Source organism: Streptomyces auratus (assembly GCF_050433025.1).
In the GTDB taxonomy this organism is placed as follows: Bacteria; Actinomycetota; Actinomycetes; order Streptomycetales; family Streptomycetaceae; genus Streptomyces; species Streptomyces sioyaensis.
The window spans coordinates 4,123,841-4,150,831 of the sequence record NZ_JBNGCB010000001.1; the positions used below are offsets into that span (position 1 = coordinate 4,123,841).

22 protein-coding genes are annotated in these 26,991 nt (G+C 72.2%); 11 read left to right on the forward strand and 11 right to left on the reverse strand.

Going from position 1 to position 26,991, the window contains the following annotated elements; all coding sequences use genetic code 11:
* Positions 1 to 99: 99 nt before the first annotated feature.
* Positions 100 to 291 (forward strand): hypothetical protein, encoded by a 192-nt coding sequence (locus BKA18_RS17955; RefSeq protein ID WP_366048434.1) that lies wholly within the window; start codon positions 100 to 102, stop codon positions 289 to 291.
* Positions 292 to 351: 60 nt separating this feature from the next.
* On the opposite strand, the gene BKA18_RS17960 is transcribed toward BKA18_RS17955, so the two are convergent.
* Positions 352 to 621: a hypothetical protein gene (locus BKA18_RS17960; protein ID WP_366048435.1), complete on the reverse strand. Its 270-nt coding sequence runs from the start codon at positions 619 to 621 to the stop codon at positions 352 to 354.
* Positions 622 to 859: 238 nt separating this feature from the next.
* Between BKA18_RS17960 and BKA18_RS17965 the strand changes: the two genes are divergently transcribed.
* From BKA18_RS17965 to BKA18_RS17975, 3 genes are all read left to right on the forward strand, one after another.
* Complete coding sequence (locus BKA18_RS17965; protein WP_366048436.1) at positions 860 to 1,879, forward strand: cation diffusion facilitator family transporter; 1,020 nt, start codon at positions 860 to 862, stop codon at positions 1,877 to 1,879.
* Positions 1,880 to 2,027: 148 nt separating this feature from the next.
* On the forward strand, positions 2,028 to 2,633 hold the full coding sequence (locus tag BKA18_RS17970; RefSeq protein WP_366048438.1) for a hypothetical protein: 606 nt from the start codon (positions 2,028 to 2,030) through the stop codon (positions 2,631 to 2,633).
* Between the two features lie 152 nt (positions 2,634 to 2,785).
* Positions 2,786 to 3,775 (forward strand): hypothetical protein, encoded by a 990-nt coding sequence (locus BKA18_RS17975; protein WP_366048439.1) that lies wholly within the window; start codon positions 2,786 to 2,788, stop codon positions 3,773 to 3,775.
* A gap of 16 nt (positions 3,776 to 3,791) precedes the next feature.
* On the opposite strand, the gene BKA18_RS17980 is transcribed toward BKA18_RS17975, so the two are convergent.
* Positions 3,792 to 4,733 carry an NADP-dependent oxidoreductase gene (locus BKA18_RS17980; RefSeq protein WP_366048440.1) on the reverse strand — a complete coding sequence of 314 codons (942 nt, stop codon included), beginning with the start codon at positions 4,731 to 4,733 and terminating at the stop codon, positions 3,792 to 3,794.
* A 329-nt stretch (positions 4,734 to 5,062) separates the two neighbouring features.
* Here BKA18_RS17980 and BKA18_RS17985 point away from each other — a divergent pair, with 329 nt between their 5' ends.
* Both BKA18_RS17985 and BKA18_RS17990 read left to right on the forward strand, forming a co-directional pair.
* Complete coding sequence (locus BKA18_RS17985; RefSeq protein WP_366048441.1) at positions 5,063 to 5,776, forward strand: response regulator transcription factor; 714 nt, start codon at positions 5,063 to 5,065, stop codon at positions 5,774 to 5,776.
* A gap of 146 nt (positions 5,777 to 5,922) precedes the next feature.
* Positions 5,923 to 7,080, forward strand: a complete 1,158-nt coding sequence (locus tag BKA18_RS17990; protein ID WP_366048442.1) for a betaine/proline/choline family ABC transporter ATP-binding protein — start codon at positions 5,923 to 5,925, stop codon at positions 7,078 to 7,080.
* A gap of 130 nt (positions 7,081 to 7,210) precedes the next feature.
* On the opposite strand, the gene BKA18_RS17995 is transcribed toward BKA18_RS17990, so the two are convergent.
* The 3 genes from BKA18_RS17995 to BKA18_RS18005 are packed head-to-tail and all read right to left on the reverse strand — an operon-like array spanning position 7,211 to position 9,593.
* Positions 7,211 to 8,176: an ABC transporter substrate-binding protein gene (locus BKA18_RS17995; RefSeq protein WP_429638344.1), complete on the reverse strand. Its 966-nt coding sequence runs from the start codon at positions 8,174 to 8,176 to the stop codon at positions 7,211 to 7,213.
* Positions 8,173 to 8,847 carry an ABC transporter permease gene (locus BKA18_RS18000; RefSeq protein WP_366048443.1) on the reverse strand — a complete coding sequence of 225 codons (675 nt, stop codon included), beginning with the start codon at positions 8,845 to 8,847 and terminating at the stop codon, positions 8,173 to 8,175. Before BKA18_RS18000 ends, BKA18_RS17995 begins: the two co-directional genes overlap by 4 nt.
* Entirely contained in the window at positions 8,844 to 9,593 is a 750-nt protein-coding gene (locus BKA18_RS18005) for an ABC transporter permease (protein ID WP_006604521.1), read from the reverse strand. The genes BKA18_RS18000 and BKA18_RS18005 overlap by 4 nt, the downstream gene beginning before the upstream one ends.
* A gap of 298 nt (positions 9,594 to 9,891) precedes the next feature.
* Between BKA18_RS18005 and BKA18_RS18010 the strand changes: the two genes are divergently transcribed.
* Complete coding sequence (locus tag BKA18_RS18010; protein WP_366048444.1) at positions 9,892 to 10,746, forward strand: polysaccharide deacetylase family protein; 855 nt, start codon at positions 9,892 to 9,894, stop codon at positions 10,744 to 10,746.
* Positions 10,747 to 10,817: 71 nt separating this feature from the next.
* Here BKA18_RS18010 and BKA18_RS18015 read toward each other — a convergent pair whose 3' ends face one another.
* Together BKA18_RS18015 and BKA18_RS18020 are read right to left on the reverse strand one after the other, a co-directional pair.
* Complete coding sequence (locus BKA18_RS18015) at positions 10,818 to 10,946, reverse strand: hypothetical protein (RefSeq protein WP_366048445.1); 129 nt, start codon at positions 10,944 to 10,946, stop codon at positions 10,818 to 10,820.
* Between the two features lie 170 nt (positions 10,947 to 11,116).
* Complete coding sequence (locus tag BKA18_RS18020; RefSeq protein WP_366048446.1) at positions 11,117 to 12,418, reverse strand: alpha/beta hydrolase; 1,302 nt, start codon at positions 12,416 to 12,418, stop codon at positions 11,117 to 11,119.
* 782 nt (positions 12,419 to 13,200) lie between these two features.
* Between BKA18_RS18020 and BKA18_RS18025 the strand changes: the two genes are divergently transcribed.
* From BKA18_RS18025 to metG, 3 genes are all read left to right on the forward strand, one after another.
* Complete coding sequence (locus tag BKA18_RS18025; protein WP_366048447.1) at positions 13,201 to 14,748, forward strand: vWA domain-containing protein; 1,548 nt, start codon at positions 13,201 to 13,203, stop codon at positions 14,746 to 14,748.
* A 229-nt stretch (positions 14,749 to 14,977) separates the two neighbouring features.
* Entirely contained in the window at positions 14,978 to 16,558 is a 1,581-nt protein-coding gene (locus BKA18_RS18030; protein WP_366048724.1) for an MFS transporter, read from the forward strand.
* 207 nt (positions 16,559 to 16,765) lie between these two features.
* Positions 16,766 to 18,484, forward strand: coding sequence for a methionine--tRNA ligase (gene metG / locus BKA18_RS18035; RefSeq protein ID WP_366048723.1), 1,719 nt, complete (start codon positions 16,766 to 16,768; stop codon positions 18,482 to 18,484).
* A gap of 95 nt (positions 18,485 to 18,579) precedes the next feature.
* On the opposite strand, the gene BKA18_RS18040 is transcribed toward metG, so the two are convergent.
* Positions 18,580 to 20,319 carry a hypothetical protein gene (locus BKA18_RS18040; protein ID WP_366048722.1) on the reverse strand — a complete coding sequence of 580 codons (1,740 nt, stop codon included), beginning with the start codon at positions 20,317 to 20,319 and terminating at the stop codon, positions 18,580 to 18,582.
* Between the two features lie 259 nt (positions 20,320 to 20,578).
* On the reverse strand, positions 20,579 to 22,342 hold the full coding sequence (gene aspS, locus BKA18_RS18045; protein WP_006604514.1) for an aspartate--tRNA ligase: 1,764 nt from the start codon (positions 22,340 to 22,342) through the stop codon (positions 20,579 to 20,581).
* A 274-nt stretch (positions 22,343 to 22,616) separates the two neighbouring features.
* Between aspS and BKA18_RS18050 the strand changes: the two genes are divergently transcribed.
* Positions 22,617 to 24,767, forward strand: coding sequence for an ATP-binding SpoIIE family protein phosphatase (locus tag BKA18_RS18050; protein ID WP_366048721.1), 2,151 nt, complete (start codon positions 22,617 to 22,619; stop codon positions 24,765 to 24,767).
* Here BKA18_RS18050 and BKA18_RS18055 read toward each other — a convergent pair.
* Positions 24,707 to 25,843, reverse strand: coding sequence for an AI-2E family transporter (locus BKA18_RS18055; RefSeq protein WP_366048720.1), 1,137 nt, complete (start codon positions 25,841 to 25,843; stop codon positions 24,707 to 24,709). The genes BKA18_RS18050 and BKA18_RS18055 overlap by 61 nt on opposite strands.
* 106 nt (positions 25,844 to 25,949) lie before the next feature.
* Positions 25,950 to 26,903, reverse strand: coding sequence for a pirin family protein (locus BKA18_RS18060; protein WP_366048718.1), 954 nt, complete (start codon positions 26,901 to 26,903; stop codon positions 25,950 to 25,952).
* Between the last annotated feature and the right edge of the window lie 88 nt (positions 26,904 to 26,991).

The window sequence follows — 26,991 nt, forward strand, 5'->3', positions numbered from 1 at the left end:
GCCCCACCTTTGTACACTTTGCCGGCCGTGAATTTTGCTGATCCGGCTCATCATGGTCCAATCATTCCCCTTGCAGAACTCGTGCACAGAGGAATCAGGTTGACCAGAACTCCGAAGGACAAAAGGGCCGCGGCAGCGATCGCGGCGGGCGCCGTGGCGCTCGTGAGCCTGCAGGCCCTCGCCGCCACACCGGCGGCAGCGGCAGAGCGGGCGAGGGCACCGCAGACGATGGCGGCGCCCGGTGCCGCCGAGGCGGAAACGATCTGCATACCGACCAAGGCCCACGGCTGACGCCCGCGCCCCCAGGCGGCCGTCACCCCCGGGCGGCCGCCCCACACATTCCCTGCCGCCTCATGTCAGCAGCGTGAACAGGAACTGCCCCGCGAACAGGAACGACGCGCAGAAGCCGACGACCGCCGGCAGCCACTGCCAGATGCCGCGCGGGGCGTCGAAGCAGACCAGATGGCCGAGGACGGCGAGCACGCCGGTCAGGGCGCCCAGCCAGAAGGGCAGGCCGTCGTGGTGGGTGTACAGGATGGCGACGGCGGCCAGCAGACCGAGCACCGCCATGATCTGGCCCCTGCCGGGCGCGGGCCGCCGGGTCTCCCCCGTAGCGCTCATGCCGCCGGATGCTACCCGCGCCGGCCGGGCCGCGGCCGTTGCCCACGCCGGACGATACCGGGCGGACGGCCTCCGTTTCCCGCTCTCCCTCCCCCGCCTCGCGCACCGCTCTGACCAGGCACGATCAGTCGTTCGACGGTAATGACAACGGTCACCGGTGCAGCCTTTGGATCTTTCGCCGAAGTGTTGTTTGCTTCCCAGCAGGAGCCAGGTGTCAGCAGCCAGGAAGGAGGCGTCCATGACCCAGCACGCCCACGCCCAGGGGCACGACCACAGCCATGCGCACGGTGTCTCGGCGGACGCCGACCGGCGCTGGCTGCGCGGCGCGCTCTTCCTGCTCACCGGCTATCTGGCGATCGAGGTCGTCATCGGTGTCGTGGCGCAGTCCCTGGCGCTGATCGCGGACGCCGCGCATATGCTCACCGACGCGGTCTCGATCGTGCTCGCCCTGATCGCGATGCGGCTGGCCGCGCGCCCGGCCCGTGGCGGGTACACCTACGGGCTCAAGCGCGCCGAGATCCTCTCCGCGCAGGCCAACGGCATCACCCTGCTGCTGCTGTCGGTCTGGCTGGGGTACGAGGCGGTCCAGCGGCTGATCACGCCGCCCGCGGTGACCGGCGGGCTGGTGCTGGTCACCGCGCTGGCCGGGATCGTGATCAACCTGATCTGCACCTGGATGCTGTCCAAGGCCAACCGCTCCAGCCTGAACGTCGAGGGCGCCTACCAGCACATCCTCACCGACCTGTTCGGGTTCGTCGCCACCGCCGTCTCCGGTCTGATCGTGCTGACGACGGGCTTCCGGCAGGCGGACGCGATCGCCTCGCTGGTGGTCGTGGCGCTGATGCTGCGGGCCGGTACGAGCCTGGTGCGCGAGTCCGGCCGGATCTTCCTGGAGGCCGCACCGGCCGGCGTCGACCCGGACGCGCTGGGCGATCACCTGTGCGCCGCGGACCAGGTCGTCGAGGTGCACGATCTGCACATCTGGCAGATCACGTCCGGGCAGCCGGCGCTGTCCGCGCACATCCTGGTGGAGCCGGGTGGCGACTGCCACAAGGTCCGCCGCAGTCTGCAGGAGCTGCTGAGCGGGGAGTACGGCATCGCCCATGCCACCCTCCAGGTCGATCACGTCGGCGAACAGGGCGCGCCCGACGACGTCCTGACGCTCGGCCCGCGACCCGGCCCCGCCCCGGAACAGCAGGGCGAACACTGCGCGGACGCCCACGGCCCGGTGCACCGGCCGGGGCCGCACGAGCACTGAGGGAGCGCTGAAGGAGCACGGAGCGCCCGGTCGTACGGGCCGCGTGTCCCGGACGGTGCCCCGCTGCCGCCCCTCACTCGGGTGAACCCGGCCCGGGGAGGGGGCCGCCTGCCGCCGGTGGCGGCGGCCGCGATGCTCCGATGACGGCATGAGAACCGCCGTTGTCTGCGCGCTGCTGTGCGCCGCCACGCTCCTCGGACCGTCCGCCGCCGCATCGGCCCCGCAGGCACCGCCGCCCGCCGTCTCGGTGTCGGTCGCGGTGACCGACGGCGTCGACGACACCGAGGCCGGCAAACGGCTCGACTACCGCATCACGGTGCACAACCTGGGGCCCACCGACGTCCACCGGGCCCGCATCGAGCAGGAGATGCCGGCCACCACGACCTCCGCCACCGCACCCGGCGGCACCGTCGAAGGACGGGGCACCGGCGAGCAGAAGGTGATCTGGCGCTCCGATCTGCCCGCGCACGACATCCAGGTGTTCACCGCCACCGCCGTGCTCGGCGACCGCACCGATCTCACCACCACCGCGGCCCCCGGCAGCATGCGGGCCGCCGCGACGGTCTGTGTCTACGTCGGCGAATCCTTCGCGCCCACGGCCTGTTCGGGCGATCTCGACGACCTGCCGGAGACGCACCCGGAGCGTGGAGACGGCGACGGCTGGGTGTGGTGGGCGGTGGGCGCCGTGGCCGTCGCGCTGCTCGGGCCGGGTGTGGTGCGGGCGGTACGGCGGCGGGCCGCGGCCCGGCACTGAGCGCGGGCCGCGCGCCCGGTCACCCGTTGGCACCGGCCCCGCTCGCGGACGGCGGGAGTTCGCACTTGCCTGGGAGCAGGCCGCGGGGCGCGCCGGGGGCCCGGCCGAGCCAGGGGACGCAGACCGGATTGCCGCCAGGAAGGACCGCACCGATGTCAGCGAGCGCACCCGTACGCCCGGGCGGGCGGGTGCCGGCGGGGGAGCCGCCACCGCGCGGGCCGCGGACGCCCTGGCGGGGCCTGGCGGGCGGGGTGCTGCTGCTGGTGGGGGTGCTGCTGCTGCCGCTGGGGCTGGCCGCCGTCCGGGCGCGCGCCGAGCTGACCGAGACCGACGGCTATGTGGCGGCGGTGGCGCCACTGGCCGGGAACGCCGCCGTCCAGGAGGCGGTCGTCGGCGATGTGACCGACGGCGTGATGGCGCATGTCCGGCTCGACGGGCTGCTGAAGGCCGTACCCCGTGCCGAACGCCCGGCGGTGCGCCGCCACTTCACCCGCGGCATCCGCGAGTACGTGACCCGGCAGGTGCGGCAGGTCGTCACCGGCCGCGGCTTCCCGGCGATGTGGAACGGGGTGCACCGCACCGCCCACCGGACCCTGGACGGCAGTCTGACCGCGCCCGGCCGCTCCGCGGTCACGCTCGATCTCACGCCCGTCGTGGAGCGGGTCAGACATCAGCTGTCCCACAACGGCGTGGGGCTCGACCTCGTGCGCCAGGTGCCGCGGGCCGGGGTGCAGATCGTGCTGTTGAAGGCCCCGGACGTGCCGCGGGTCCGGGCGGCCTACGACCTGGTGCACACCGGGGCGCGGCTGCTGCCGCCGGCTGCGGCGCTGTTTCTGGCCGGCGGGCTGGTGCTCGTCCGGCGCCGCCGGCGGGCGCTGATCGGTGCCGGGGCGGGCTGTGCGGCGGCCGCCGCGCTGCTGGCCGTGGCGCTGGCGCTGCTCCGCCGCCGCACCCTGGACGCGCTGCCCGCCATGGTCTCCCGGCCCGCCGCGGGCGCCTACGCCGATGCCCTCACCGATCCGCTGCTCACCGGGGTCTGGCTGCTCATCGGCGCGGGCGCCCTGACCGCCGCACTGGCCGCGGGCGGACCGCCGGCGGCCCGGGCACTGCGCGCACGGCGGCCGGCCGCCCGTGTCGTCTAGGTGTGCTGACCCGCGCTCAGATCGCCAGCACCGTCTTGCCCTGGGCCCGCCCGCTGCGGCTGACCGCCAGGGCTTCCGGCGCCTCCTCCAGAGGGACCTCGCGGCCCACCAGGACCGTCAGCCGGCCCGCGTCGACCTGGCCGGCGAGGATCTCCAGCAGCTGCGGGGAGGGGCGGTTGACGAAGTTGAAGCCGCGGAGGTTGTGGTCGGTCAGCTCGTCCGCGTCGGCCGAGCCGATCAGCGAGACCGCGATGCCCCCGTCGCGTACGGTCCGGGTCAGCTTGGCGAACTCCTCGGGGCCACCGGTCATGTCGATCAGCACGTCGACGCCGTCCGGATGGGCCGCCAGCACCTGGTCGGCGACCGACCCCGCGGTGTGGTCGACGGTCTCCGCGGCGCCCAGCGTGCGCATCAGCTCCGCCTTGGCCGGGCGCGCGGTGGCGATCACCTCGGCGCCGCGGCCGGCCGCGATCTGGGTGGCGAAGGTGCCGACGCCGCCGGTCGCGCCGACGATCAGCACCCGTCTGCCCTCGCCGATCCGGGTCTCCTCCACCAGGTTGTAGGCGGTCATGCCGGCCGTCGGCAGCGCCGCGGAGGTGGCATAGGTGACGCTGCGGGCGGCGTGGGCGATGCGGTCCTCGTCGGCGAGGGCGAGTTCGCAGTACGAACCGCCGCCCCGCTCCGGCCGCTGGAACTGGCCGAACACCGCGTCGCCGATGGTGAACCGCCGTACCCCGGCGCCGATCGCGAGCACCTCGCCCGCCCCGTCCGTGCCCATGACCAGCGGGAAGGAGACCGGCAGGGCGTCCCCGAACATCCCGTCGGCGATCTTCCAGTCGATGGGGTTGAGTCCGGCGGCGGCCAGCCGCACCAGGACCTCACCGGGCCCTGGGTCGGGCTGTGGCAGATCCATGAGCTGCGGCTGTTCACCGAATGCGCTGACTGCTACGGCTCTCATGTGGCGTTCCCTTCCACCCTTCCGACCGGTGGCCGAAGTGGATCGTAAGCACGCCGGTGGGGCCGGATGCGGCAGGAGGGGAGGCGGTGCGGCGGAAGCAACTCTTACGGCCCCCCGGGCAGGGGCCGCCTGGCCCCGGGCCCGACGACCGGCGGCGCCGAGGCCCGCCCCGCCCGGTCCGGGCGGCCGGTCCGGGGGCGCGCCCGCGGCCGGCGCCGGGGCCCGACGGGCCGCCGGGCGGACCCAGCGTGGTGAATTCCCCGGCCCGCGAGGTCGCGGCGACGGAGGTTCCGGCAGCCGGACCCGGCAGCTCGGGTACACATGACGCCATGCGCGTTCTGGTGGTGGAGGACGAGGAGTTCCTCGCGGACATGATCGTCTCGGGGCTGCGCCGTGCGGAGCTCACGGTGGACATCGCCCACAACAGCCGTGCGGCGCTGGACAGGCTGCGGCGCGACGCCTACGACGTGCTCGTCCTGGACCGCGATCTGCCCGGCCTGCACGGCGACGAGATCTTCCGCTACGTGGTGGAACAGGGGCTGCCGACGCGGGTGTTGCAGCTCACCGCAGCCTGCCCGGCGCCCGGCCCCGATGGGCGCCACGAGCCCGGCGCCGACGACCGGCTGACCAAGCCCTTCGCGTACGAGGCGCTGCGCGACCGGGTGCTGGCGCTGGGCCGGCGCGCCCGCTCCGACCGACCGCCGGTGATCGAGCGGGCCGGAGTCCGCGTCGACACCGGGCGCCGGCTGGCCCTCCGCGACGGCCGCCCGCTGGCGCTGTCCCGCAATGAATTCGGCGTGCTGGAGGTGCTGCTGCGCGCCCAGGGCACGGTGGTCACCGGCGACGAGCTGATCGAGGAGGTGTGGGAGGAGCACCCCAGCTACCGCACCAACGCCGTACGCGTCACGCTCGGCACCCTGCGCGCCAAACTCGGCGACCCGCCGGTGATCGAGGCCGTACCGGGCGCGGGATACCGGATGGGCGACGGAGCGGAACCGGGCGGCGGAGGGGAGCCCGAACCGACGGCGGGCGCCCGCGGCTGAGCCGGTGCCCCGCTCCCCGCTGACGGTCCGGCTCCCCGCCCCCGCTGACGGTCCGTACCCCGGCCCCGGCCAGCGGTCCGGCCCCCGTCCCCACCCGATTGCGCGCATGACGGGTAGGGGCACGGACCCCGGGATTCAATGGCGCAATGATCCGGTTCGACTCCGTCACCAAGCGCTACCCCGACGGGACCACCGCCGTTGACGGCCTCTCCTTCGAGGTCGGCGAGGGTGAGCTGGTGACGCTGGTCGGGCCGTCCGGCTGCGGCAAGACGACGACCATGATGATGGTCAACCGGCTGATCGACCCCACCCACGGCCGGATCAGCGTCGACGGTGCCGACATCGCCGGCGTCGACCCGGTCCAGCTGCGCCGCCGGATGGGCTACGTCATCCAGCAGACCGGTCTCTTCCCGCATCGCACCGTCCTCGACAACACCGCCACCGTGCCCTTTCTGACCGGCTGGAAGAAGGCCAAGGCACGCGAGCGGGCCGCCGAACTCCTGGACCTGGTCGGCCTGGACCCCGGCGTCTACGGCTCGCGCTACCCCGAGCAGCTCTCCGGCGGCCAGCGCCAGCGGGTCGGGGTGGCCCGTGCGCTCGCCGCCGACCCTCCGGTGCTGCTGATGGACGAGCCGTTCGGCGCGGTCGACCCGGTCGTCCGCGACCGGCTGCAGAAGGAGTTCCTGCGGCTCCAGGCGACCATGCACAAGACGGTGCTGCTGGTCACCCATGACATCGAGGAGGCCATCCGGCTCGGCGACCGGATCGCGGTCTACGGGGCGGGCCGGATCGAGCAGTACGACACCCCCGCCGGCGTCCTCGGCGCCCCCGCCACCCCCTACGTCGCCGAATTCGTCGGCACCGACCGTGCGTTGAAGCAGCTCTCGGTCACCGCCATCGACCGCGCCGACCTCGAACGTCCGCCGTTCGCCCGGCTCGGCGAACCCGCCGCGGAGGCCATGACCCGGCTGCGGACCGAGGGCGCCCGCTGGGCGGTGGTGCTCGACGAGGAGGGCGAACTGCACGGCTGGGTGGGCACGGAGGAGCTGGTGGGAGCGGCCGGCACGGTCGCCGGCCACGCCCGCCGGATGGAGGCCTGGGTGCCGGTGACCGGCACCCTCAAGGATGCCTTCAGCGAGATGCTCCAGCACGACGCCGGCTGGATCGCGGTCCTGGACGGCCACCGCTTCCTGGGCGTCCTCACCCCGACCACGCTCCATGAGGCGCTGCGCCGCACCATCGGCAGGGGCGGACGAGGCGTCCCGCGGGAGCGGGACGAGGTGGATTCGGTGCCTACGCAATGAGGGGCGCGGCGGGAGCCGTGGGAGGAGGAGCCCGGGAAGGACCGGTCGTTTCACGTGAAACGTGCCGCGCCGTGCTCCGCCGTCCCCGCCATGCCATGCCGTGTCGCCGCCCCCGTAAGCCGCCCCCCGGTCAGCCCTTCGGCAACAACCCCTTGGACTCAAGGTAGTTGCGGGCCACGTCCGCCGGCAGCCGCCGCCAGCTGTCCACCTGCTCGTTGAGGTACGCCAGATCGGCGGTGGTGAGGACCTTGCTGAGGCGGTTGAGCGCGGCGGCCGCACGGGCGCTGCCCGCGCGGGAGCGGTTGACGACCGGGAGGACGTAGTCGGCGTTCTGCAGCTTCTTGTCGTCGGTGAGCAGCACCAGACCGAACTGGTCGAGGGTGGCATCGGTGCTGGTGGTCAGCACCATCTGGTCCTGCCCGTTCTGGACGGCCTGCTTGGCGGGCGTGGTGCCGACGCCCTTCGGGTCGATGGCGGCGATGTCGATCCCGTACGTCTTCTTCAGCCCCGGCGCACAGAACGGCCGCTGGACGCACTCGTCGCCCGCCGCAAGACGCACCGGCAGTGTGGACCGGCCCAGGTCGCTGAGGGTCTTGAGATGGTGCTTGCGGGCGTAGGCGGCGCTCACCGCGAAGGCGTTCTGGTCGACGGCCCGGCCGGGCGAGAGCGCCGTCAGACCGCGGGCGCCGGCGAGCCGGCGCAGCGCGGCCATGGTGACGCCGAGGTCGGGCGAGGCGACCGGGGCCGCCTTGGAGCCCTTGTTCTTGGCGTTGAGCCAGTCCGCGAAGGTCGCGGCGTACTCGGGGACGACATCGATCTGCCCGGCCTCCAGGGCGGGTTCGTACAGCTCACGGTTGCCGACGGTGACGAGATGGGTGCGGTAGCCGGCGTGGTTGAGCAGGGCCGCGTACATCTGCGCGAGCAGCTCGCTCTCGGTGAAGCCGGCCGAGCCGATGGCCAGGTCATGGCTGTCGCCGGGGGAGGCGGTGATCGCGGACCGGGTCTCCAGGGAGGGCCCGCTGGTGCAGGCCGCGAGACCGAAGGCGGTGATACCGAAGGCGGTGAGGACCCCGAGGACCGTCGCGGCGGCCCTCACCGGGCCCGCCCCCGCACCCACCCCGGCGCGCACCGCTGCACCAGCTCGAAGGCCGCCTCCATCAGCAGGGCGAACACCGCCACCAGCACCGCACCGGCGACCACCTGCGGGGTGCTGGCCAGGTTGAACCCGGCGGTGATGATCCGGCCCAGCCCACCGCCGCCGACCAGCGCGGCGAGCGTGGCCGTGGCCACCAGCTGGACCGCGGCGATCCGGATGCCGGTCAGGACGAGGGGAAAGGCGAGCGGCACCTCGACCCGCCGTACCAGCTGCACGCCGGTCATCCCCATGCCGCGCGCGGCCCGCACCACGCTCTGGTCCACCTCCCGCATCCCGACGTACGCATTGGTGAGCAGCGGCGGAATGGCGAACAGCACCAGCGCGATGATCGTCGGCCACTGACCGTACCGTCCGAGCGGGGTGAGCAGCAGCAGGACCAGAACGGCGAAGGTCGGCACCGCTCGGCCGACGTTGGCCAGATTGACGGCCAGCGCGCCGCCGCGCCCGAGGTGACCGAGGGTCAGCGCGACCGGCAGCGCGATCAGGGCGCTGATGACCAGGCAAGCGAAGGTGAGCACCAGGTGCTGTTCGAGGCGGTGCCAGACGCCGTTCTCGCCGGACCAGTGGGCGGCGGTGGTCAGCCAGGCCCAGACCGCCGCGAGGGTGTTCATGTCCGCCGCCCGACGGCCGCGGCCGGCCGGGTGCCTCCCGTGGTGGCCCGGCTCCGCACCCGCCCCCGCCGGCTCGCCCGGCGCCACGGCGTGAGCAGCCGTTCCGCACCGAGCAGCAGCAGATCCAGGACGACCGCGATGAGCACGCAGAGCACGGACGCGGTGAGCACCTGCGCCTTGAAGAAGGAATTCATGCCGGCGTAGATGAGGTTGCCCAGCCCGCCGTACCCGACGATCGCACCGACGGTGGTGAGCGCGACCGCGGAGACCGTGGCGATCCGCAGCCCGGCCATCGCGGCCGGCACGGCCAGCGGCAGCTCCACGGTCAGCAGTTGGCGCATCGGCCCGTAGCCCATACCGCGGGCGGCTTCCCTGGCCTCGGCGGGGACGCCCTCCAGCCCCGCCAGGATGTTCCGGACCAGCAGCGTCAGGGAGTACAGGGCGAGACCGACCACGACGAGGGTGGCGGACAGCCCGTAGACCGGCAGCAGCAGCGAGAACATCGCCAGCGACGGGATCGTGTAGATCACCGTGGTGATGCCGAGCACCGGCCCGGCCGTCCAGCGCCGACGCCGGGCCAGCAGCGCCAGCGGGACCGCGATCACCAGCCCGAGCGCCACCGAGACCACCGTCAGCTGGAGATGCTGGGCGACCGCGTCGAGCAGGATCTGCCGACGGGTACGCAGATAGTCGCCGCAGATCCAGTCGTTTCGGGCCAGGCAGTCGTCCGGAGGCGGTGCGGTCACGGTACGAGTCCACCCCGGCGGGCGCGGAGTGTCGCGGCGGACGCGTCCGATCGGGGTGGCCGCGGACGACCGCCGCCGCCCGGCGCACAGCCCGTCCCCCTCGCCTCCTCACCTCGCGTACACACCCCACGTATACACCGCGTGTGTACTGCCTATGTATAGTCGCCTGCGAGTCCCTTCGACCGCCGTGAGCGCGGGTCGGCGCGGCGCGGCCGTGCCCGTACGCGCCGGCTTCGCCCTGCCCGGAACGCAGGTCACGGGCTCGCCGGCCGCCGTCCGCACCCGAGGAGAGACCCGCATGCCGAAGCAGAATTCCGCGGCCCGCCGCACGTCCATAGCCGGGCTGCTGACGGCCACGTCCCTGGTCCTGGCCCTCAGCGGCTGCGCCTCCTACGACGTCACCGCCCCGGCCGACGCCCGCGCCGAGGCGCCGGCGGCCGAGGGGAAAGCGAAGGACGCCCGGCTCGCCGCGGCCGGGGACGCGAAGCACCGAAACGGCGCGAAGAGCGGCCGGAAGACCGCGGACGCGGGCGGCGACGAGGTCGACTGCCGCAAGGCCAAGTGCGTCGCCCTCACCTTCGATGCGGGCCCCAGCGAGAACACCAGCCGCCTGCTGGACATCCTCAAGCGGGAGAAGGTGCATGCGACGTTCTTCATGCTCGGCAAGAACCACATCGAAAAGCGCCCCGCCGAGGTGAAGCGGATCGACGCCGAGGGCCATGAGCTGGCCAACCACACCTGGTCGCACCAGATCCTCACCGACATCAAGCCCGAAACGGCCTGGCGCGAGATCTCCCGCGTCCAGGAGGCGGTCCGCAAGATCACCGGCAAGTCGCCCCGGCTGATGCGCCCGCCGCAGGGCAGGACCGACAAGAATGTCTCCAAGATCAGCAAAGAACTCGGCGTGGCCCAGGTCCTGTGGAGCGTGACCGCCAAGGACTACGAGACCAACGACTCGGCGCTGATCACCAAGCGGGTGCTGGAACAGACCGAGCGCGACGGCATCATCCTGCTGCACGACATCTACCGCGGGACCGTGCCCGCCGTCCCCGGCATCCTCAAGGAGCTGAAGAAGCGCGGCTACACGGTGGTCACGGTCTCCCAGCTGCTCTCCCCGGCGAAGCCGCAGCCGGGGATGGTCTACCGGCCGTAGTGCACGGCAGGGGGCTCGCGTCGCGATGCCCGCCCCGCCGCGCACGGCCGACGCCGATGAGCCGCCGCCGGTCACTGCGTCCCGGCCCCGGCCGCGCCGGTCCGCCCCACCGGCCTTGTGTCGCGCAGCCGTTGGGCCACCAGAGCCCGCCCGGCCACCGGTGACCACTCCGCCCCGTGCCCCTGTTGCGTACGCGCCATGAGGTCGCTCCCTGGTGTGCGACACGGGCCATGCGCCCCGACGGGAAGCGCGGGTACCCGCGGCAGGGTCGATCATGCGGCGGCGCCACCACGCACAGCAGGGGCGCCGGATCACTCCGGCGCCCCTGCTCAGGTCCCTGCGCTAGGCAGGCGCTCAGCACACCTGCGGCTCACCCCCGCGGGCGCTCCGCCTCCACCCGCCGGCGTCCCTTGTCGTCGGTCGGGGCCGGTGACTTGGACGGCCCGGTCTGCGGCCCCGCGGCACCGCCCTTGCCCGCTGCCGGCTTGCGCGGCGGGGAGACGGCCTGGGTGTCCTGCGGGAACGTCAGCTGCTGGCTCTGCCACTCCAGGGCCGGTACGACCTCGCGCCGCCAGGTCGTGAACTGGTGGCTGCCCTGCGGCAGGATGATCGAGTCGACCGTCATCGGCGACTTGGCCGCATGGAGGAAGTTCATCGTGGCGCCGTAATCCGCCTCGCCCTTGCGGCTGCTGGCCACCAGCGCGGAGATCTGCGGGGTGGGCAGGTGCTTCATCCGCCACAGCAGATCGTGCTCGCGCTCGCGCTTGGCGCCCTCCGGACCCGGGCCGAAGAGGCTGCCGGTGGTCAGGTCGTCCTTGATCGCGTAGTCACCCGAGAGCGAGACCGCCGAGGTGTAGACCTTCGGGTTGCGCATCGCCAGCTGGAGCGAGCAGGTGCCGCCGGACGAGTACCCGAACGCGCCCCAGGCACTGGGGTCGTGGCCCACCCGGTAGGTCGCCTTCATGGCGTCCGGCAGGTCCTTGGTGAAGAAGGTCTCGGCCTGCGGCCCGCCCGGCACGTCCACACACTCGGTGTCCCGCGGCGGCGCGATCGTCGGCCGGACCATCACGATCACCGTCGGCTGCATCCGGCCCTGCGAAATCAGCTTGCCCGCGTTCTGCGGCACCTGGAGGTGCTGGGCGAGGTTCATGATTCCGCCGGGGTAGCCGCTGATGACGACCATGACGGGGAACCGCTGACGGCGGTACTGCTGCTGGAAGTACTGCGGCGGCAGATAGACGAAGCCGGGGTTGATGGCCCGCGTGCGGCGGCCGATGATCCGTACGGACTCGACCTTGCCCACCTGGTTCGCGGGCCCCTTGGGGAGTCCGGACACGCGGTCGAGGCCCTGCGGACCTGCGGGCTGGATCAGCCCGCCCTTCATGTTGCCGACCGAGGCGTACTGACCGCCTCCCTGGCTCACGGACACCGGGGCCTTGTCATTGTTGCCCAGCAGCTCGTCCCAGTTGCCGTAGAACTCGAAGTTCGTGTTCACGGCGAGGGCGAGCGCGCACACGATCGACAGCTGGGTGACCGCGATGGCTCCGAGTCTGCCCAGGACGGGGCCCACCCCGCGCCGCGACAACCGGGGCCAGAGCCACACCGTGGCGGCCACACTCGCCACCGCCAGCACGATCACCGTGTACTCGAGCGACTGACTGGTCAGCCCCATGCGCCCACATCTCCCGTCACCCGCGAAAGGGTTCTTGCCTTCTTCCGGCCGCCTTAGGCACAACGTGCGGCTCAGGACAATGGTCACCGGAGAAGATGGGCACACCTGCGCATCGGATACGTGAACGACCCAGTTCTTACCTCGCTCTTGCCACATCGTTTCCGCGGCGTGATGTGGGGAGAGGGACGACGGTGCCCGCGACGCCGGAGCGGGTGAGCCGCGCGCAGGGTGCGGGGACAACGAAGAGCCCAGGTCAGCGGGTGGTTCGGGGCCGTGGCACGGACGCCGTGGCACGGACGCGCACGGACCGGGCGACCGCTCCCACCCCTGCAAATCCCGCCACTTCACACTTGGCCGAATCAATTCCCCTTCCCCCTACGGCCCTTGGCCACACATGGCGGTCCGTCGTGGCACCAAAGGGCAGTTAGGCCGCATGACACCCCATTTGCGAACAGCTCGGGATCGGGGGGCTTCACGTGGCATCCGGCACCCGTGATGAACGGCGAAGGAACAATTCGGGGCAGGCCAAGACGGCCCGTCAGGACTGCCGAACGGCTCGTCCGTCCGACCGGGCAACCCCGTACGCAGGGCGAACGCGGCGACGACCCACTGGCCGAAACCAGTCGCCCCCGCAACACCCCCGGATGGCCCACCACACAAGGCGCGGGGTCCCACGACGAGGCCGGTCCCGGCCGCTACTCTTACGTATCCGTCCTGGTCAGGGACATGTCTGTGCTTCACGGACAAACGCCGCACCCACCACACGCAAGAGAGGTTCGCCGATGGGCATTCGGAGTCTGCTGCGCAACGCTTTCGGTCGCTCCAAGGCGACCCGCGAAGAAACCGGCGCGGCCCCGAGCGGCGCCGCCAAACCGGAGTCCGCGACCATCCCCGAGGCCCGCGAGGAGTCCACCCCGGCTCCTGCCACCCCGGCCCCGGAGGCCGAGGTCCCGGCCGCCCGGACGGCTCCCACGGAGCCCCCGGCCACCGACCCGGCTCCGGCGACCCCGACGCTGCCGGCCCAGGGCACCCGGCCCGATGTGGCGGAGCGCGCGGCGGAGACCTCCGCGGCACGGGAGGAGTCCGCCGTACGGGACGAGGCCGAGGTGCGGGCCCGGGCCGAGGTGCGGGACGAGCCTGCGGCGGAGTCCCTCGCGACGGCCGAGCCGGCTGCCGTGGAGGCGGTCGAAGCCGCTGACGCGTCCTCCGACTCCTCCTCGGACACCGTCGCCGACCTCGTGAGCCAGGCCTTCGACAACCCGGCGCCGGCGGTGGCCGCCGAGCCGACCGCCGAGGCCACCGACACCGCCGCACCGACGGCTGAGGCGGAGGCCGAGGCCGCGGAGGCAGCGGCGGAAGCGGAGCCGGAGCCCGTAGCAGCGGAGGCCGAGCCCGAGCCGGTCGCCGCGGCCGCCGAGCCGGAGCCGGTCGCCGCGGCCGCCGAGCCGGAGCCCGCGAGCGCGCCCAAGACGAAGATCGTCACCGAGTCCGAGCCCGAGCCCGCAGCAACGGCCGTCGCAGAGCCGGAGCCCGAGCCCGAGGCAACGGCTGAAACCGCCCCCGCCCCCGAGGCGAAGCCGGCCCCCGTAGCCGCCGCGGCGACCGACACAAAGGCCGCCGACACAAAGGCCCCCGCCACGCCCCCCGCTCTCGACGGCCTCGTCAGGTCCGCGGCCGCCGTGCTGGACAAGCACGGCCTCACCACCCAGCGCGCCGTCGTCTACCTGGTCCTCGACCGCTCCGGCTCGATGCGCAACTACTACAAGGACGGCACCGTCCAGAACCTCGCCGAGCAGGCCCTCGGCCTCTCCGCCCGGTTCGACGAGGCCGCCACGGTCCCCGTCACCTTCTTCTCCACCGACATCGACGGCACCGCCGACCTCGACCTCACGAACTACGAGGGGCGCATCGCGGAGCTGCACGCCGGCCTCGGCCACATGGGCCGTACGAACTACCACTGGGCCATCAACGCCGTGGTCGAGCACTACAAGAAGTCCGGCTCCACCGCGCCGGCCTTCGTCATCTTCCAGACCGACGGCGCCCCGACCTCCAAGCCGGCCGCCGAGAAGGCGCTCTGCGAGGCGGCCGGGCTCCCCATCTTCTGGCAGTTCCTCGGCTTCGGTGACCCGGACGCCAAGGGCTTCGACTTCCTCCGGAAGCTCGACGACCTGACCGTCCCGGAGCGGCGGGCCGTCGACAACGCCGGCTTCTTCCACGCCGGCCGCGATCCCCGCAGCCTCTCCCACGACGAGCTCTACCAGCAGCTCATGGTCGAGTTCCCCGAGTGGCTCGCCGAGGCCCGCGGCGCCGGCATCCTCAAGGACAGCTGACGCCCGCGCTCCGCTCACGACACCTCACCGGCCGCGGCCGGGCCCCCCGGCCCGGCCGCGGCCGCTGTCATGAGCCCACCCCCTCGCCCCGGCTCCGCGGCCGCACGAGAGGCGAGCCCCCGCCCCGCTACCTACGCTGAATGGGTGACAAGCCCCGTGTGATCCGGTTGCTCCGGTGTGGGCGGCGAGGTGGTCGGGGTGGCCCTACAGCCGAGCGAGGCCGGTCGTGATGCGTGACGCGAGCCAAGAGGGAGCCGCCGCCGGTGCTCCCGGGCCCAGTACTCCCAGCTGGGCGGTGCCGGCACCGCCCGATCCGCGGCGCTGGTGGGGGCTGGTGGTGATCGCGATTGCGCAGCTCATGGTGGTGCTGGACGCCACGATCGTGAACATCGCGCTGCCGTCGGCCCAGCGGGACCTGGGGATATCGGACGCGAACCGGCAGTGGGTGATCACGGCGTACACGCTCGCGTTTGGCGGGCTGCTGCTGCTCGGCGGGCGGATCGCCGACCTGGTGGGGCGGAAGCGGACGTTCATGATCGGTCTGGTCGGGTTCGCGGTCGCGTCCGGGCTGGGCGGTGCGGCCACCGGCGCCGGGCTGCTGTTCGGGGCGCGGGCGCTGCAGGGCGCCTTCGCGGCGTTGCTGGCGCCGTCCGCACTGTCGTTGCTGACCACGACGTTCACCATCGGGAAGGAACGCAGCAAGGCCTTCGGTATCTACGGGGCCATCGCGGGCGGCGGCGCGGCCATCGGGCTGATGGCCGGCGGGCTGCTGACCGAGTACCTGACCTGGCGCTGGTGCCTGTATGTGAACGTGCCGGTCGCGGTGATCGCCTTTGCCGGCGCTGCCGTGTTCCTGCGCGACAAGCCCGAGCGGGACCGCGTCCACCTGGACGTTCCCGGTGCGATGCTGGGCTGCGGCGGCCTGGTCGCGATCGTCTACGCATGCAGCGAGGCGCAGCCGCGGGGCTGGGGTGACGGGCTGGTCGTCGGGCTGCTGGCCGGCGGCGTGCTGCTGCTGAGCGTCTTCGCGTGGTGGCAGACCCGGGCCCGCCATCCCCTGTTGCCCTTGCACATCGTGCGCAACCGGAATCGCGGGGGCGCCTTCCTGACCATGGGCCTGGCGGTCATCGCGCTGTTCGGGATGTTCCTGTTCATGACCTACTACCTGCAGACCGTGCTCGGGTACTCCCCGGTGAAGACCGGACTGGCCTTCCTGCCGATGGTGGCGGCGATCGTCGTCGGTTCGACGCAGATATCGGCGCGGCTGCTGCATCGCATCCCGCCGCGGTTCCTGATGGTCCCGGGGGCGCTGCTGGCCGCCGTGGGGCTCTTCACGCTGAGGTTCCTGACGGCCGCGCCCGCCTATGTCTCGCATGTGCTGCCGGCCATGCTTCTCGTCGGTCTCGGCATGGGTCTGACCTTCATGCCGGTGATGGCGACGGCCACCTCCGGGGTGGCGCCGCACGACTCCGGTGTCACCTCCGCGACGGTCAACACCGCGCAGCAGGTGGGCGGTTCGATCGGGACGGCGCTGCTGAACACCATCGCGACCTCGACAAGTGCGACCTTCATCGCGAGCCGGCTGGCGGCCGCGGCCCGCCGGACCACCGGCCCCGGGCTCACCCCGGCGGTGCGCGACGGGATCGTGAAGAGCGGGGTGGTGCACGGGTTCACCGTCGCCATCGGGGTGGGTTCGGCCATCATGCTGCTGGCCGCCCTCGTCGCCGGGCTGATGGTCAACGGCCGGGCCCCGAAGCAGGGCCCGATGCCGGCGGCGGACAGCGCGGAGTCGGCGGACGCCGCGGTGTGAGGGCGGGGCCCGGCAGCGCCGGGGCCGACCGGGCGGGGGCCCGCCGGACGGTGCGACTGCCCGCTGAGCGCCGGCCGCGGCGCGACGCCGGCGAAGGCTCATCGGCCCCGGAAAAGCCCGCGCGGGCACCCCCACCCCGTCCAGTACGATATTGACGTTCCGTAAAGCAAATCCTCACTCACCGTAGCGACTTGGGAGCAGCCGGCAATGGCTCGACACCTCATCACCAGCGCCCTTCCGTATATCAACGGGATCAAGCACCTGGGCAACATGGTGGGGTCCATGCTCCCGGCCGATGTGTACTCCCGCTATATGCGGCAGCGCGGGCACGACGTGCTCTACATCTGCGCGACGGACGAGCACGGGACCCCCGCCGAGCTGGCGGCGAAGGACGCGGGGCAGTCGGTCGACGCCTTCTGTGCCGAGCAGCACGACAAGCAGAAGGCGATCTACGAGGGCTTCGGGCTCGACTTCGACTACTTCGGCCGGAGCTCCTCCCGGGAGAACGTGGAGCTCACGCAGCACTTCGCGCGCAAGCTCCACGAGAACGGCTTCATCGAGGAGCGGGCGATCCGCCAGGTCTTCTCCGTCACCGACGACCGCTTCCTGCCGGACCGCTACATCGTCGGCACCTGCCCGCACTGCGGCTACGACAAGGCGCGCGGCGACCAGTGCGAGAACTGCACCCGGGTGCTCGACCCGACCGATCTGATCGACGCCCGCTCGGCGATCAGCGGCAGCGGCGAGCTGGAGGTGCGGGAGACCAAGCACCTCTTCCTGCTCCAGTCGAAGCTGCAGCACGAGGTCGAGGGCTGGCTGGACGGCAACGGCAGCAAGGAGTGGCCGACGCTGGCCTCCTCCATCGCGCACAAGTGGCTGACCGAGGGCCTGCAGGACCGGGCGATCACCCGCGACCTGGACTGGGGCGTTCCGGTGCCGGCCGATGTGTGGCCCGAGCTGGCGGCCGAGGGCAAGGTCTTCTACGTGTGGTTCGACGCGCCGATCGAGTACATCGGGGCGACGAAGGAGTGGGCGGACGCCGTCTCCGACGACAGCCGCGACTGGAAGTCGTGGTGGTACGAGGCCGACGACGTCCGGTACACGGAGTTCATGGCCAAGGACAATGTGCCGTTCCACTCCGTGATGTTCCCGGCGACGCAGCTGGGCACCCGCGAGCCGTGGAAGAAGGTCGACTTCCTCAAGGCCTTCAACTGGCTGAACTACTACGGCGGGAAGTTCTCCACCTCCCAGCGGCGCGGCATCTTCACCGACGCGGCACTGGAGCTGCTGCCGGCCGACTACTGGCGCTACTTCCTGATCGCCAACGCCCCGGAGTCCGACGACACCTCCTTCACCTGGGAGCTGTTCTCGTCGTCGGTCAACAAGGACCTGGCGGACACCCTCGGCAACTTCGTCAACCGTGTGCTGTCGTTCTCGCGGAAGCGGTTCGGCGACGAGGTGCCCGCGGGCGCCGAGGCCGGTGCCGCCGAGCAGAAGCTGGGCGCGGAGATCGCCGGACTGCTGGCGGAGTACGAGGGCCACATGGACGCCCTCCAGTTCCGCAAGGCCTCGGCCTCGCTGCGTGCCCTGTGGAGCGCGGGCAACTCCTACCTGGAGGAGAAGGCCCCGTGGCTGGAGATCAAGACGGACAAGGACGCGGCGGCGCTGACGCTGCGGACGGCGATGAACCTGATCCATCTGTACGCGGTGGTCTCCGAGCCGTTCATTCCGGCCTCGGCCAAGGCGATGCGGGACGCGTTCGCCCTGGAGAACGACACCGCGGTGTGGGTCTCCCCGCAGGAGGCCGAGGCACTGGCCTCGGTACCGGCCGGGACGCCCTTCACCGTCCCGCCGGTGCTCTTCGCGAAGATCACCGAGGAGGACCTGGAGTCCTACCGCGCACGCTTCGGCGGCGCGGAGCAGTAGGCCTCCCCGCACCCGAGCACCTGCGCCCGTCCGGCCCTTGCGGCCGGGCGGGCGCCTGCATGTACGGCCGCAAGGGCCGGCGAGCCCGCCCCGGCTCACGGCCGGGTCGGCGGTGACACATACACGCTCAGCGGCTCCACGCCCGGCACCCGCCGCAACGGCAGCGGCCGCCAGCCACGGGCGTAGGCGGGCGGCTTGTCACCGGTGCGCACCAGGACGGCGGCCGGGCGGTGTGCCCCCAGCCGGGCCAGTGCGGCGGGGCTGATGCCGGCGTCATGGCCGTACGGCTGACGGGACGCACAGCCCACCTGATACGCCACCCGTACCGCCTCCTCGCCGCTGACCACACACGGCGGCCGTAGCCCGGCCGCGCGCAGCATCCCGGCGATCCGGCCGATACCGGCCTGTGCCCGCGCGGTGCTCTGCACCATCTTGTGCACGATCACCAGCTGCACCGCCTCATGGCCGAGCAGCACGAGAACGAGGGCGGCCACCGCCCAGGCGTGCCCGCGGCGCGGCAGCCGGGTCAGCCAGTACAGGAACCAGGCGGCTGGCATCAGCAGCAGGGCGTAGGCCGGCAGCAGGAAGCGCGGAGCGGCGTAGTCCACCGTCAGGAGGTAGGGGGCGGCGAGGCAGAGGCCGGCCAGCGCCGCCATGACGAGCGGGGCCGGTCCGTACCGGTGCACAGGACCGGCGGAGTCGCGCAGACGCACCCCGGCCCACGCCGGACGGCAGCGGTACAGCGCCTCGGCCGAACCGGAGCCGTCGGCCGGGACGGTGGGTCCCCGGAGTCCGGCCGGCGGGACGGGGGCCAGTCCGAGCGGGTGCCGGTCGTCGCGGCGCGCGGGCGGCCACACCGGCCCGTAGCCGAGCAGCGCGCCGCCGGAGTCGCGGGCGCGCAGCGCCGCCCAGACGGCTCCGATGACCGCCAGCGGCAGCACGAACCACCACACCGCGGCCAGCGGGTGGTCCCACGCCAGATGGCAGGGGCGGCAGAGCGTCTTTCCCTGGAGCGCCCGGGCATGGTCGTCGAAGGACAGATGCCAGCCGAGGCCGCCCTGGATCCGCGCGGCCTGCCGCAGCCGGGCGAGGAGCCCGCCGTAGGACAGATATGCCTCCGCGACCCACTCCGCGCACCCCAGAGCCAGACCGGCCAACAGCCCCACCAGCACGGTGGGGCGCCGCCATGTCGGTACGCACAGCGCCGCGGCGAACAGCGGCACGACCAGCCACACGGCGTCGGTGGGGCGCATCAGCGCGGCCAGCGCCACCGCGGCGGCCATCCCCACCGCCGCGCCCCGCCCGGCACGGGGCGCCAGTTGGCGGGACGGCTTCCGTACGGCCCGCAGGAAGCAGCCGGTGGCGGCGAGCGCGGCATAGGCGACCCACAGGTTGGGCATCGCCTGCGGGCCGTAGAAGAGCGTGACCCACAGACCGGCGAAGAGCGCGCCGCCCAGGGCCGGTACAGGGGCGGGCAGCAGGCGCCGCCAGACGCACAGGCTGAGCAGCAGTCCGGCGCCGGAGAGCACCGCCAGATAGCAGTGCAGCACGGGTGCCGAGGTCGTCAAGGTGGCGGCCGGGGCGAGCAGGAAGGAGACCCCCCGGGCCCGCGGGGCACTGAAGAACGCGGCCGGCCGGTGGGGGTCGACCTGGCTGACGTAGACCGCCTCGTCCCATCCCAGGCCGGGGGTGGCGAGGGCCGAGTAGAGCAGGCAGGCGGTGAAGACGACGGCGACGGCGGCGAGCCACCACAGGTCACGGGCCGGGCCGGAGCGCACCGCACGGGCTCTCGGCTCCAGGCCGGACATCGCGGAGAGGAGGCTGGCTTGCTGCATGGGCACCAGACTGCGGGCGGCGCCGGGGCCCGGCCACACGGGTGGAGCGGTCGGGGCACCCGGGCGGAGCCGTGGGGGCACCCGGGCGGAGCCGTGGGGGCACCCGGCCCGCGCCGCAGGCCCGCCCGCACCGTCCGTCGTCTGCCCTGTCCGTGGTCGCCCGCCCGCACGCGCCACGGGGCCTTGCACAGGCGAGGGGCGGCGTTTCACGTGAAACGCCGCCCCTGAGCCTGCCGGGGGTCTCTGCCCCGGGTCGTGCCTACTTCACCTGCGGCTTGCGGATCGAGAGGTGCAGCTCCTTGAGGCGCGCCTCCTCGACCTCGCTCGGAGCGCCCATGAGCAGGTCCTGGGCGTTGCCGTTGAGCGGGAAGGCGATGGTCTCGCGGATGTTGGGCTCATCGGCCAGCAGCATCACGATGCGGTCGACGCCGGGGGCGATGCCACCGTGCGGCGGGGCGCCGAACTTGAAGGCGCGGAGCATGCCGCCGAACTCGGCCTCGACGGTCTCCTTGTCGTAACCGGCGATCGAGAAGGCCTTGTACATGACCTCGGGCTCGTGGTTACGGATCGCGCCGGAGGACAGCTCGGTGCCGTTGCAGACGATGTCGTACTGCCAGGCCAGGATGTCCAGCGGGTCCTTGGTCTCCAGCGCCTCCAGGCCGCCCTGCGGCATGGAGAAGGGGTTGTGCGAGAACTCGATCTTGCCGGTGTCCTCGTCCTTCTCGAACATCGGGAAGTCGACGATCCAGCAGAAGCGGAACTCGCCCTCGACGAAGTGGCCGGCGCGCTTGGCGGCCTCGACCCGCACCGCGCCCATGATCTTGGAGACCTCGTCGAACTCACCGGCGCCGAAGAAGACGGCGTGGCCGGGCTTGAGGTCCAGGGCGACGACCAGCGACTTGATGTCGTCCTCGGTGAGGAACTTGGCGATCGGGCCGGTGAGGGCGTTGTCCTCACCGACGCGGACCCAGGCCAGGCCCTTGGCGCCCTGCTGGACGGCGAAGTCGCCCAGCTGGTCGAAGAACTTGCGCGGCTGGTCGCCGGTGTCCGGCACGGCCAGGGCGCGGACGTGCTTGCCGGCGAAGGCCTTGAAGCCGGAGCCCTCGAAGACGTCGGAGACATCCACCAGCTCCAGCTCGGCGCGCAGGTCCGGCTTGTCGGAGCCGTACTTGAGCATCGCCTCGCGGAACGGGATGCGCGGGAAGGGCGAGGTGACCGTGCGGCCGTTGCCGAACTCGGTGAACAGCTCGGTCATCAGCTGCTCGACGGGCTGGAAGACATCTTCCTGCTCGACGAAGCTCATCTCGACGTCGAGCTGGTAGAACTCGCCCGGCGAGCGGTCCGCACGGGCGTCCTCGTCGCGGAAGCAGGGCGCGATCTGGAAGTAGCGGTCGAAGCCGGCGATCATCAGCAGCTGCTTGAACTGCTGGGGGGCCTGCGGCAGCGCATAGAACTTGCCGGCGTGCAGGCGGGAGGGGACCAGGAAGTCGCGGGCGCCCTCGGGGGACGTCGCGGACAGGATCGGGGTCGCCATCTCGTTGAAGCCGAGGGCCACCATCTTGTGACGGATGGCGGAGATGACCGCGGTGCGCAGCATGATGTTGCGGTGCATCCGCTCGCGGCGCAGGTCGAGGAAGCGGTACTCCAGGCGGCGCTCTTCGTTGACGCCGTCGTCCGCGTTGATCGTGAAGGGGATCTGCTCGGCGGCGCCGAGCACCTCGACCTCGGAGACCTCGATCTCGATCTCGCCCGTCGGCAGCTCGGGGTTGATGTTGTCGGCGCCGCGCGCGCTGACCTTGCCGTCGATCCGGACGACGGTCTCCTTGGTCAGGGAGCCGAGGGCCTCGTTGGCCGGGGTGCCGGGGCGGGCGACGAGCTGGACCAGACCGTAGTGGTCGCGCAGATCGATGAAGAGGATGCCGCCCAGGTCACGTCGATTGTGCAGCCAGCCGCTGAGGCGGACGTCGGTGTCGACGTCCGCGGCTCGGAGCTCGCCGCAGTTGTGGGACCGGTACCGATGCATCGCTCATCCAAGTCGTCGCGAGGTCGAGGTGAGGAGTTGGGAGAGGGAGAGGAAAAGGAGTACGGGCGCGGATGCCCGGTCGCTCTCCCCGTGGATCACCCGAAAGGCCACCCCAGGATTGACATAACCGCTCCAGGTTACCGTCCCGGTCCGCGCGCCTTCGTTGACATATACGCATCAGCGCCACGCGGCCCGGGAGCGGGCGCCCCGACTGGGACGATGGTCACGTCCAGCTCACTGGTCGGGCCGCGCCAAACGCCCATAAAGTGAGGCAATGCGCACCGAGGATCTCCTGGCCGCCATCGCGACCGGCCTGTGGCGCTGGGACAACGCATCGGGACGGGTGACCCTCGACGCCGAAGCTGCCCGGCTGCTGGGGCTGCCCCCCGTCCCTGTGGAGCTGTCCGAGGCCGCGGCGCGTTCGCGTTTCCATCCCGTCGACTTCGCCGAGATCAACGGGGTCGTGCAGCTCGCGGTCGCCGAGGAGACGCTGGCCGAGGCTCGGCTGCGCATCGTCGACGAACGCGGGCGGGTGCAGCGCATCGTCCGCTCCCGCTCCCGTCCCCGGGTCGTCGACGGCGGCTTCGAGCTGGTCGGAACCCTCCAGGAGGTGCCGGAGCCGCAGCCCGGGACCTCGGCCGCGCACACCCCGATCACCGGCGACTGGCGGCGTTCCCGCGAGGCATTCCTGCTGGACGCGGGCCGGGCGCTGGCCGAGGCCCGGTCCACCGCCGAGGTGCTGCGGGTCGCGGCGGGGCTGTCCATGCCCGGGTTCATGCCGGACGGGCTGGCGGTCTTCGGCATCGAGGGCGACCGGCTGTCGGTCATCGGCCACCACGGTCCCCACGGCGAAGAGGAACGGCCGTCCGCCGGCACGGCGCTGGCCGACGACCATCCGGCCGCCGAGGTCGTCCGCACCGGCCGGGCCCTCTATCTGCCCACCCCCGAGGAGTACAGCCGCCGTTACCCCACCGCATGGCCGGTGGCCGCGCCCTTCCGGCGTACGTCCTGGGCGTTCGTGCCCCTGGTGAACGCGGGCCGGACGATCGGCGCCTGGATGGCGGCGTTCACCCAGCCGGTGGCCTTCACGCCCGATGAGCGCTCGGTGCTGACCACCGTCGCCCGGATGCTGGCCCAGGCGCTGGCCAGGGCCGGGATGCAGGAGGAGCAGCAGGAGCTGGCGCTGGGACTGCAGCGCAGCATGATGCCGACGGTGCAGCCGGACGTCCCCGGGATGACGGTCGCGGCGCGCTATGTCCCGACCGGCGGCGGGCTGGAGGTCGGTGGCGACTGGTACGACATGATCCCGCTGCCGTCCGGCCGTCTCGCCCTGGTCATCGGGGACGTCCAGGGGCATGACGTACGGGCCGCGGGCCTGATGGGGCAGCTGCGGATCGCGCTGCGGGCCTACGCCTCCGAGGGGCACCACCCCGATGCGGTGCTCTCCCGTGCCTCCCGGTTCCTGGCCGGGATCAATGCGACCGAACTCGGTGGCCACGGCGAGGACCAGCGCTTCGCGACCTGCCTCTACATCGAGGTGGATCCGGCGACCGGGCTGCTGGACATCGCCCGGGCCGGGCACCCCGACCCGGCGATCCTGCTGGATGACGGCACGGTGCTGGTCCGGCCCACCGCGGGCGGGCTGCCGCTGGGCATCGTCCCGGACGCCGACTACCCCACCACCCGGCTCGTCCTGGAGCCCGGCGAGACGATGATGGTGTGCACCGACGGGCTGATCGAGACCGGCGGCCATGATCTGGACACCGGCTGGGCGCGGCTGCGCGACACCATCGAGGCTCATGAGCCCGGCGACATCGACGAGAGCCTGGAGCGGCTCGCCGACGCCCTGGTCCAGGCCGTGCACGGACCGCCCTCCCACCACACCACCGGACCGCTGGTGGACCGCCGCGAGGACGACATCGCCGTACTCCTGCTGCGCCGCGACGGCGCCGGCTGCGGGATCGGCACCGGCGCACTGCCGGCCCGGCCCGTCCGGCGCACCGTGCTCACCGTCGCGCAGGCCGAGCCGGAGCGCATAGCCGAGGCGCGCCGCCAGGTCCGTGCGGTGCTGCACGACTGGGCCGATCCGGATCAGGTGGACTCGGCGGTGCTGATGGTCTCCGAGGTGGTCACCAATGTGCTGCTGCACACCGACGGGGATGCCCTGCTGGTCGCCGAGATCAGCGGTGAGCGCGGTGCCCGGCGCGTCCGCGTCGATGTCGCCGACAGCAGCGACGAGTTGCCGCACCGGCGCCGCCCCGGTGAGCTGGCGTCGTCGGGCCGCGGTCTGGTGCTGCTGGAACTGCTCGCCGGCGCGTGGGGCGTGGATCCGCGCGGCGACGGCAAGTCGACGTGGTTCGAGCTCTACGAGGACGCCGGCGAGGCGGTCGGACCGCTGTCGCCGGAGTCCGAGCCCGCGGCGTAGTGCACCCGTAGCTCGTGGAGCACGCCGGAGACGGCGGCGACCAGGGGGACGGACAGCAGCATGCCGAGGATTCCGGCGACGCCGGCTCCCGCGGTGATCGCCAGCAGCACGGTCGCCGGGTGCATCTGGACGGTACGGCTCTGAATCATCGGCTGCAGCACATGCCCCTCCAGGATCTGCACGGCCAGCACGACGCCCAGCGCCCACAGCGCGATCACGAAGCCGCGGTCGGCCAGCGCCACCAGGACCGCCACGGCGCCCGAGATGAAGGCACCGAGGTAGGGGATATAGGCGCCGACGAAGACCAGCGCGCCCAGGCCGACGGCGCCCGGCACCCTGAGGATCAGCAGTCCGACGGTGATGCAGAGGGCATCGATCAGCGCGATGAAGGTGGTGCCGCGCATAAAGCCCTCGATGCCCTGGAAGCCCCGGCGGGCCATCCGCTCCAGCTGCGGCCCGGAGCTACCCGGTGCCCAGTCGTTCAGCGCCCGTACGGCCTTGTCGGAGTCGCGCAGGAAGAAGAAGGTCAGCAGCAGGGCCAGGACCGACGCGGCGAGGAACTGGCCGACGACGCTGACGCCCGCCAGCAGCCCGGAGGCCGCACTGCCGCCGAACTTGGTGATCAGCTGCTTGGACCGGGAGGCGAGGTCGTCGAGCGACGTGCCGGCCGCGCCGAAGTGCTCCGAAAGGCTCTTGGCCGCGCTCCTGAGCGAGGCGATGATCTGGTCCCCGGTGTCGACCAGCGCGCTGACGACGATGTATCCGGCGCCACCGACCACCACGACGAGCACGGCACAGGTCAGTCCGGCCGCCAGGGAACGGTTGAGCCGCATCGCCACCAGCCGCCGGTAGAGCGGCCCGAGCAGCCCGCTGCCCAGCAGCGCCAGCAGGAGGGGGGTGACCGCCGTGCTCAGTTCGACGCACAGCCACACTCCCAGGGCCACCACGGTCGCGATCAGCAGCGTCACCAGACACCAGGCCGCGGCGCGGCGGGCCTCGACAGGCAGCAACGGCTCCGGGGGCCACGGCCGTTCACGCTCGGCGCCGGGCCGGTTTTCGTCCGAATCGTTTCGCACCCGGACAGTCCACCACGGCCGAAGGCCCAGGTACGGGCCCCGAAACGGGCCGGGGCGGCGTTTCACGTGAAACGCCGCCCCGTCACGCCGTGCTGCCGACGCGCCGTCAGTGCTCGCCGGCGGGGATGGTGCCGAGCCGGCCGGCCTGGAAGTCCTCGAAGGCCTGGGCAAGTTCGGCGTGGGTGTTCATCACGAACGGGCCGTAATGCATCATCGGCTCGCGGATCGGCAGCCCGCCCAGCAGCACCACCTCGAAGTTCGGGCTGCGCGACTCCTGGGACTCGTCCGCCCGGATCGTGATCGAGTCTCCGGCGCCGAACACGACCGCCTGCCCCATACGGAACGGGCGCCCCTCCGCACCGGCCGAGCCCCGTCCGGCCAGGGCATAGGCGAGGGCGTTGAAGTCCTTGCGCCAGGGCAGGGTCAGCTCGGCCCCCGGGTTCACCGTCACATGCATCATCGTGATCGGCGTGTGGGTGATGCCCGGGCCCTGGTGGCCGTCGAGATCACCGGCGATCAACCGCAGCAGGGCGCCGCCGTCGGCGGAGGTCAGCAGCTTGACGTTGCCGCCACCGATGTCCTGGTAGCGCGGGGCCATCATCTTGTCGCTCTTCGGCAGGTTCACCCACAGCTGGAGGCCGTGGAAGAGCCCGCCGGACAGGACGAGCGACTCCGGCGGCGCCTCGATGTGCAGCAGCCCCGACCCGGCCGTCATCCACTGGGTGTCGCCGTCGTTGATGACGCCGCCGCCCCCGTGCGAGTCACGGTGCACGAAGGTGCCGTCGATCAGATACGTCACGGTCTCGAAGCCGCGGTGCGGGTGCCAGGGCGTGCCCTTGGGCTCTCCGGGCGCGTACTCCACCTCGCCCATCTGATCCATCATGATGAACGGGTCGAGGTGCTTGTAGTCGATGCCGGCGAACGCCCGGCGCACCGGAAAGCCCTCGCCCTCGAATCCACTCGGAGCGGTCGCAACGGCCAGCGCGGGACGGGCCTGGGCCGCGACGGGCGCCGCCACACGCGGCAGGGTCAGCGGGTTCTCTACGGTCACTGCGGGCATCAGTGCCTCCTCGGTCGCATTCAACTTAGTTGAATAGTGAACAACTGGCAAGGGGCGCGATATTCCCGCCTACATATGCGCAGGTCAA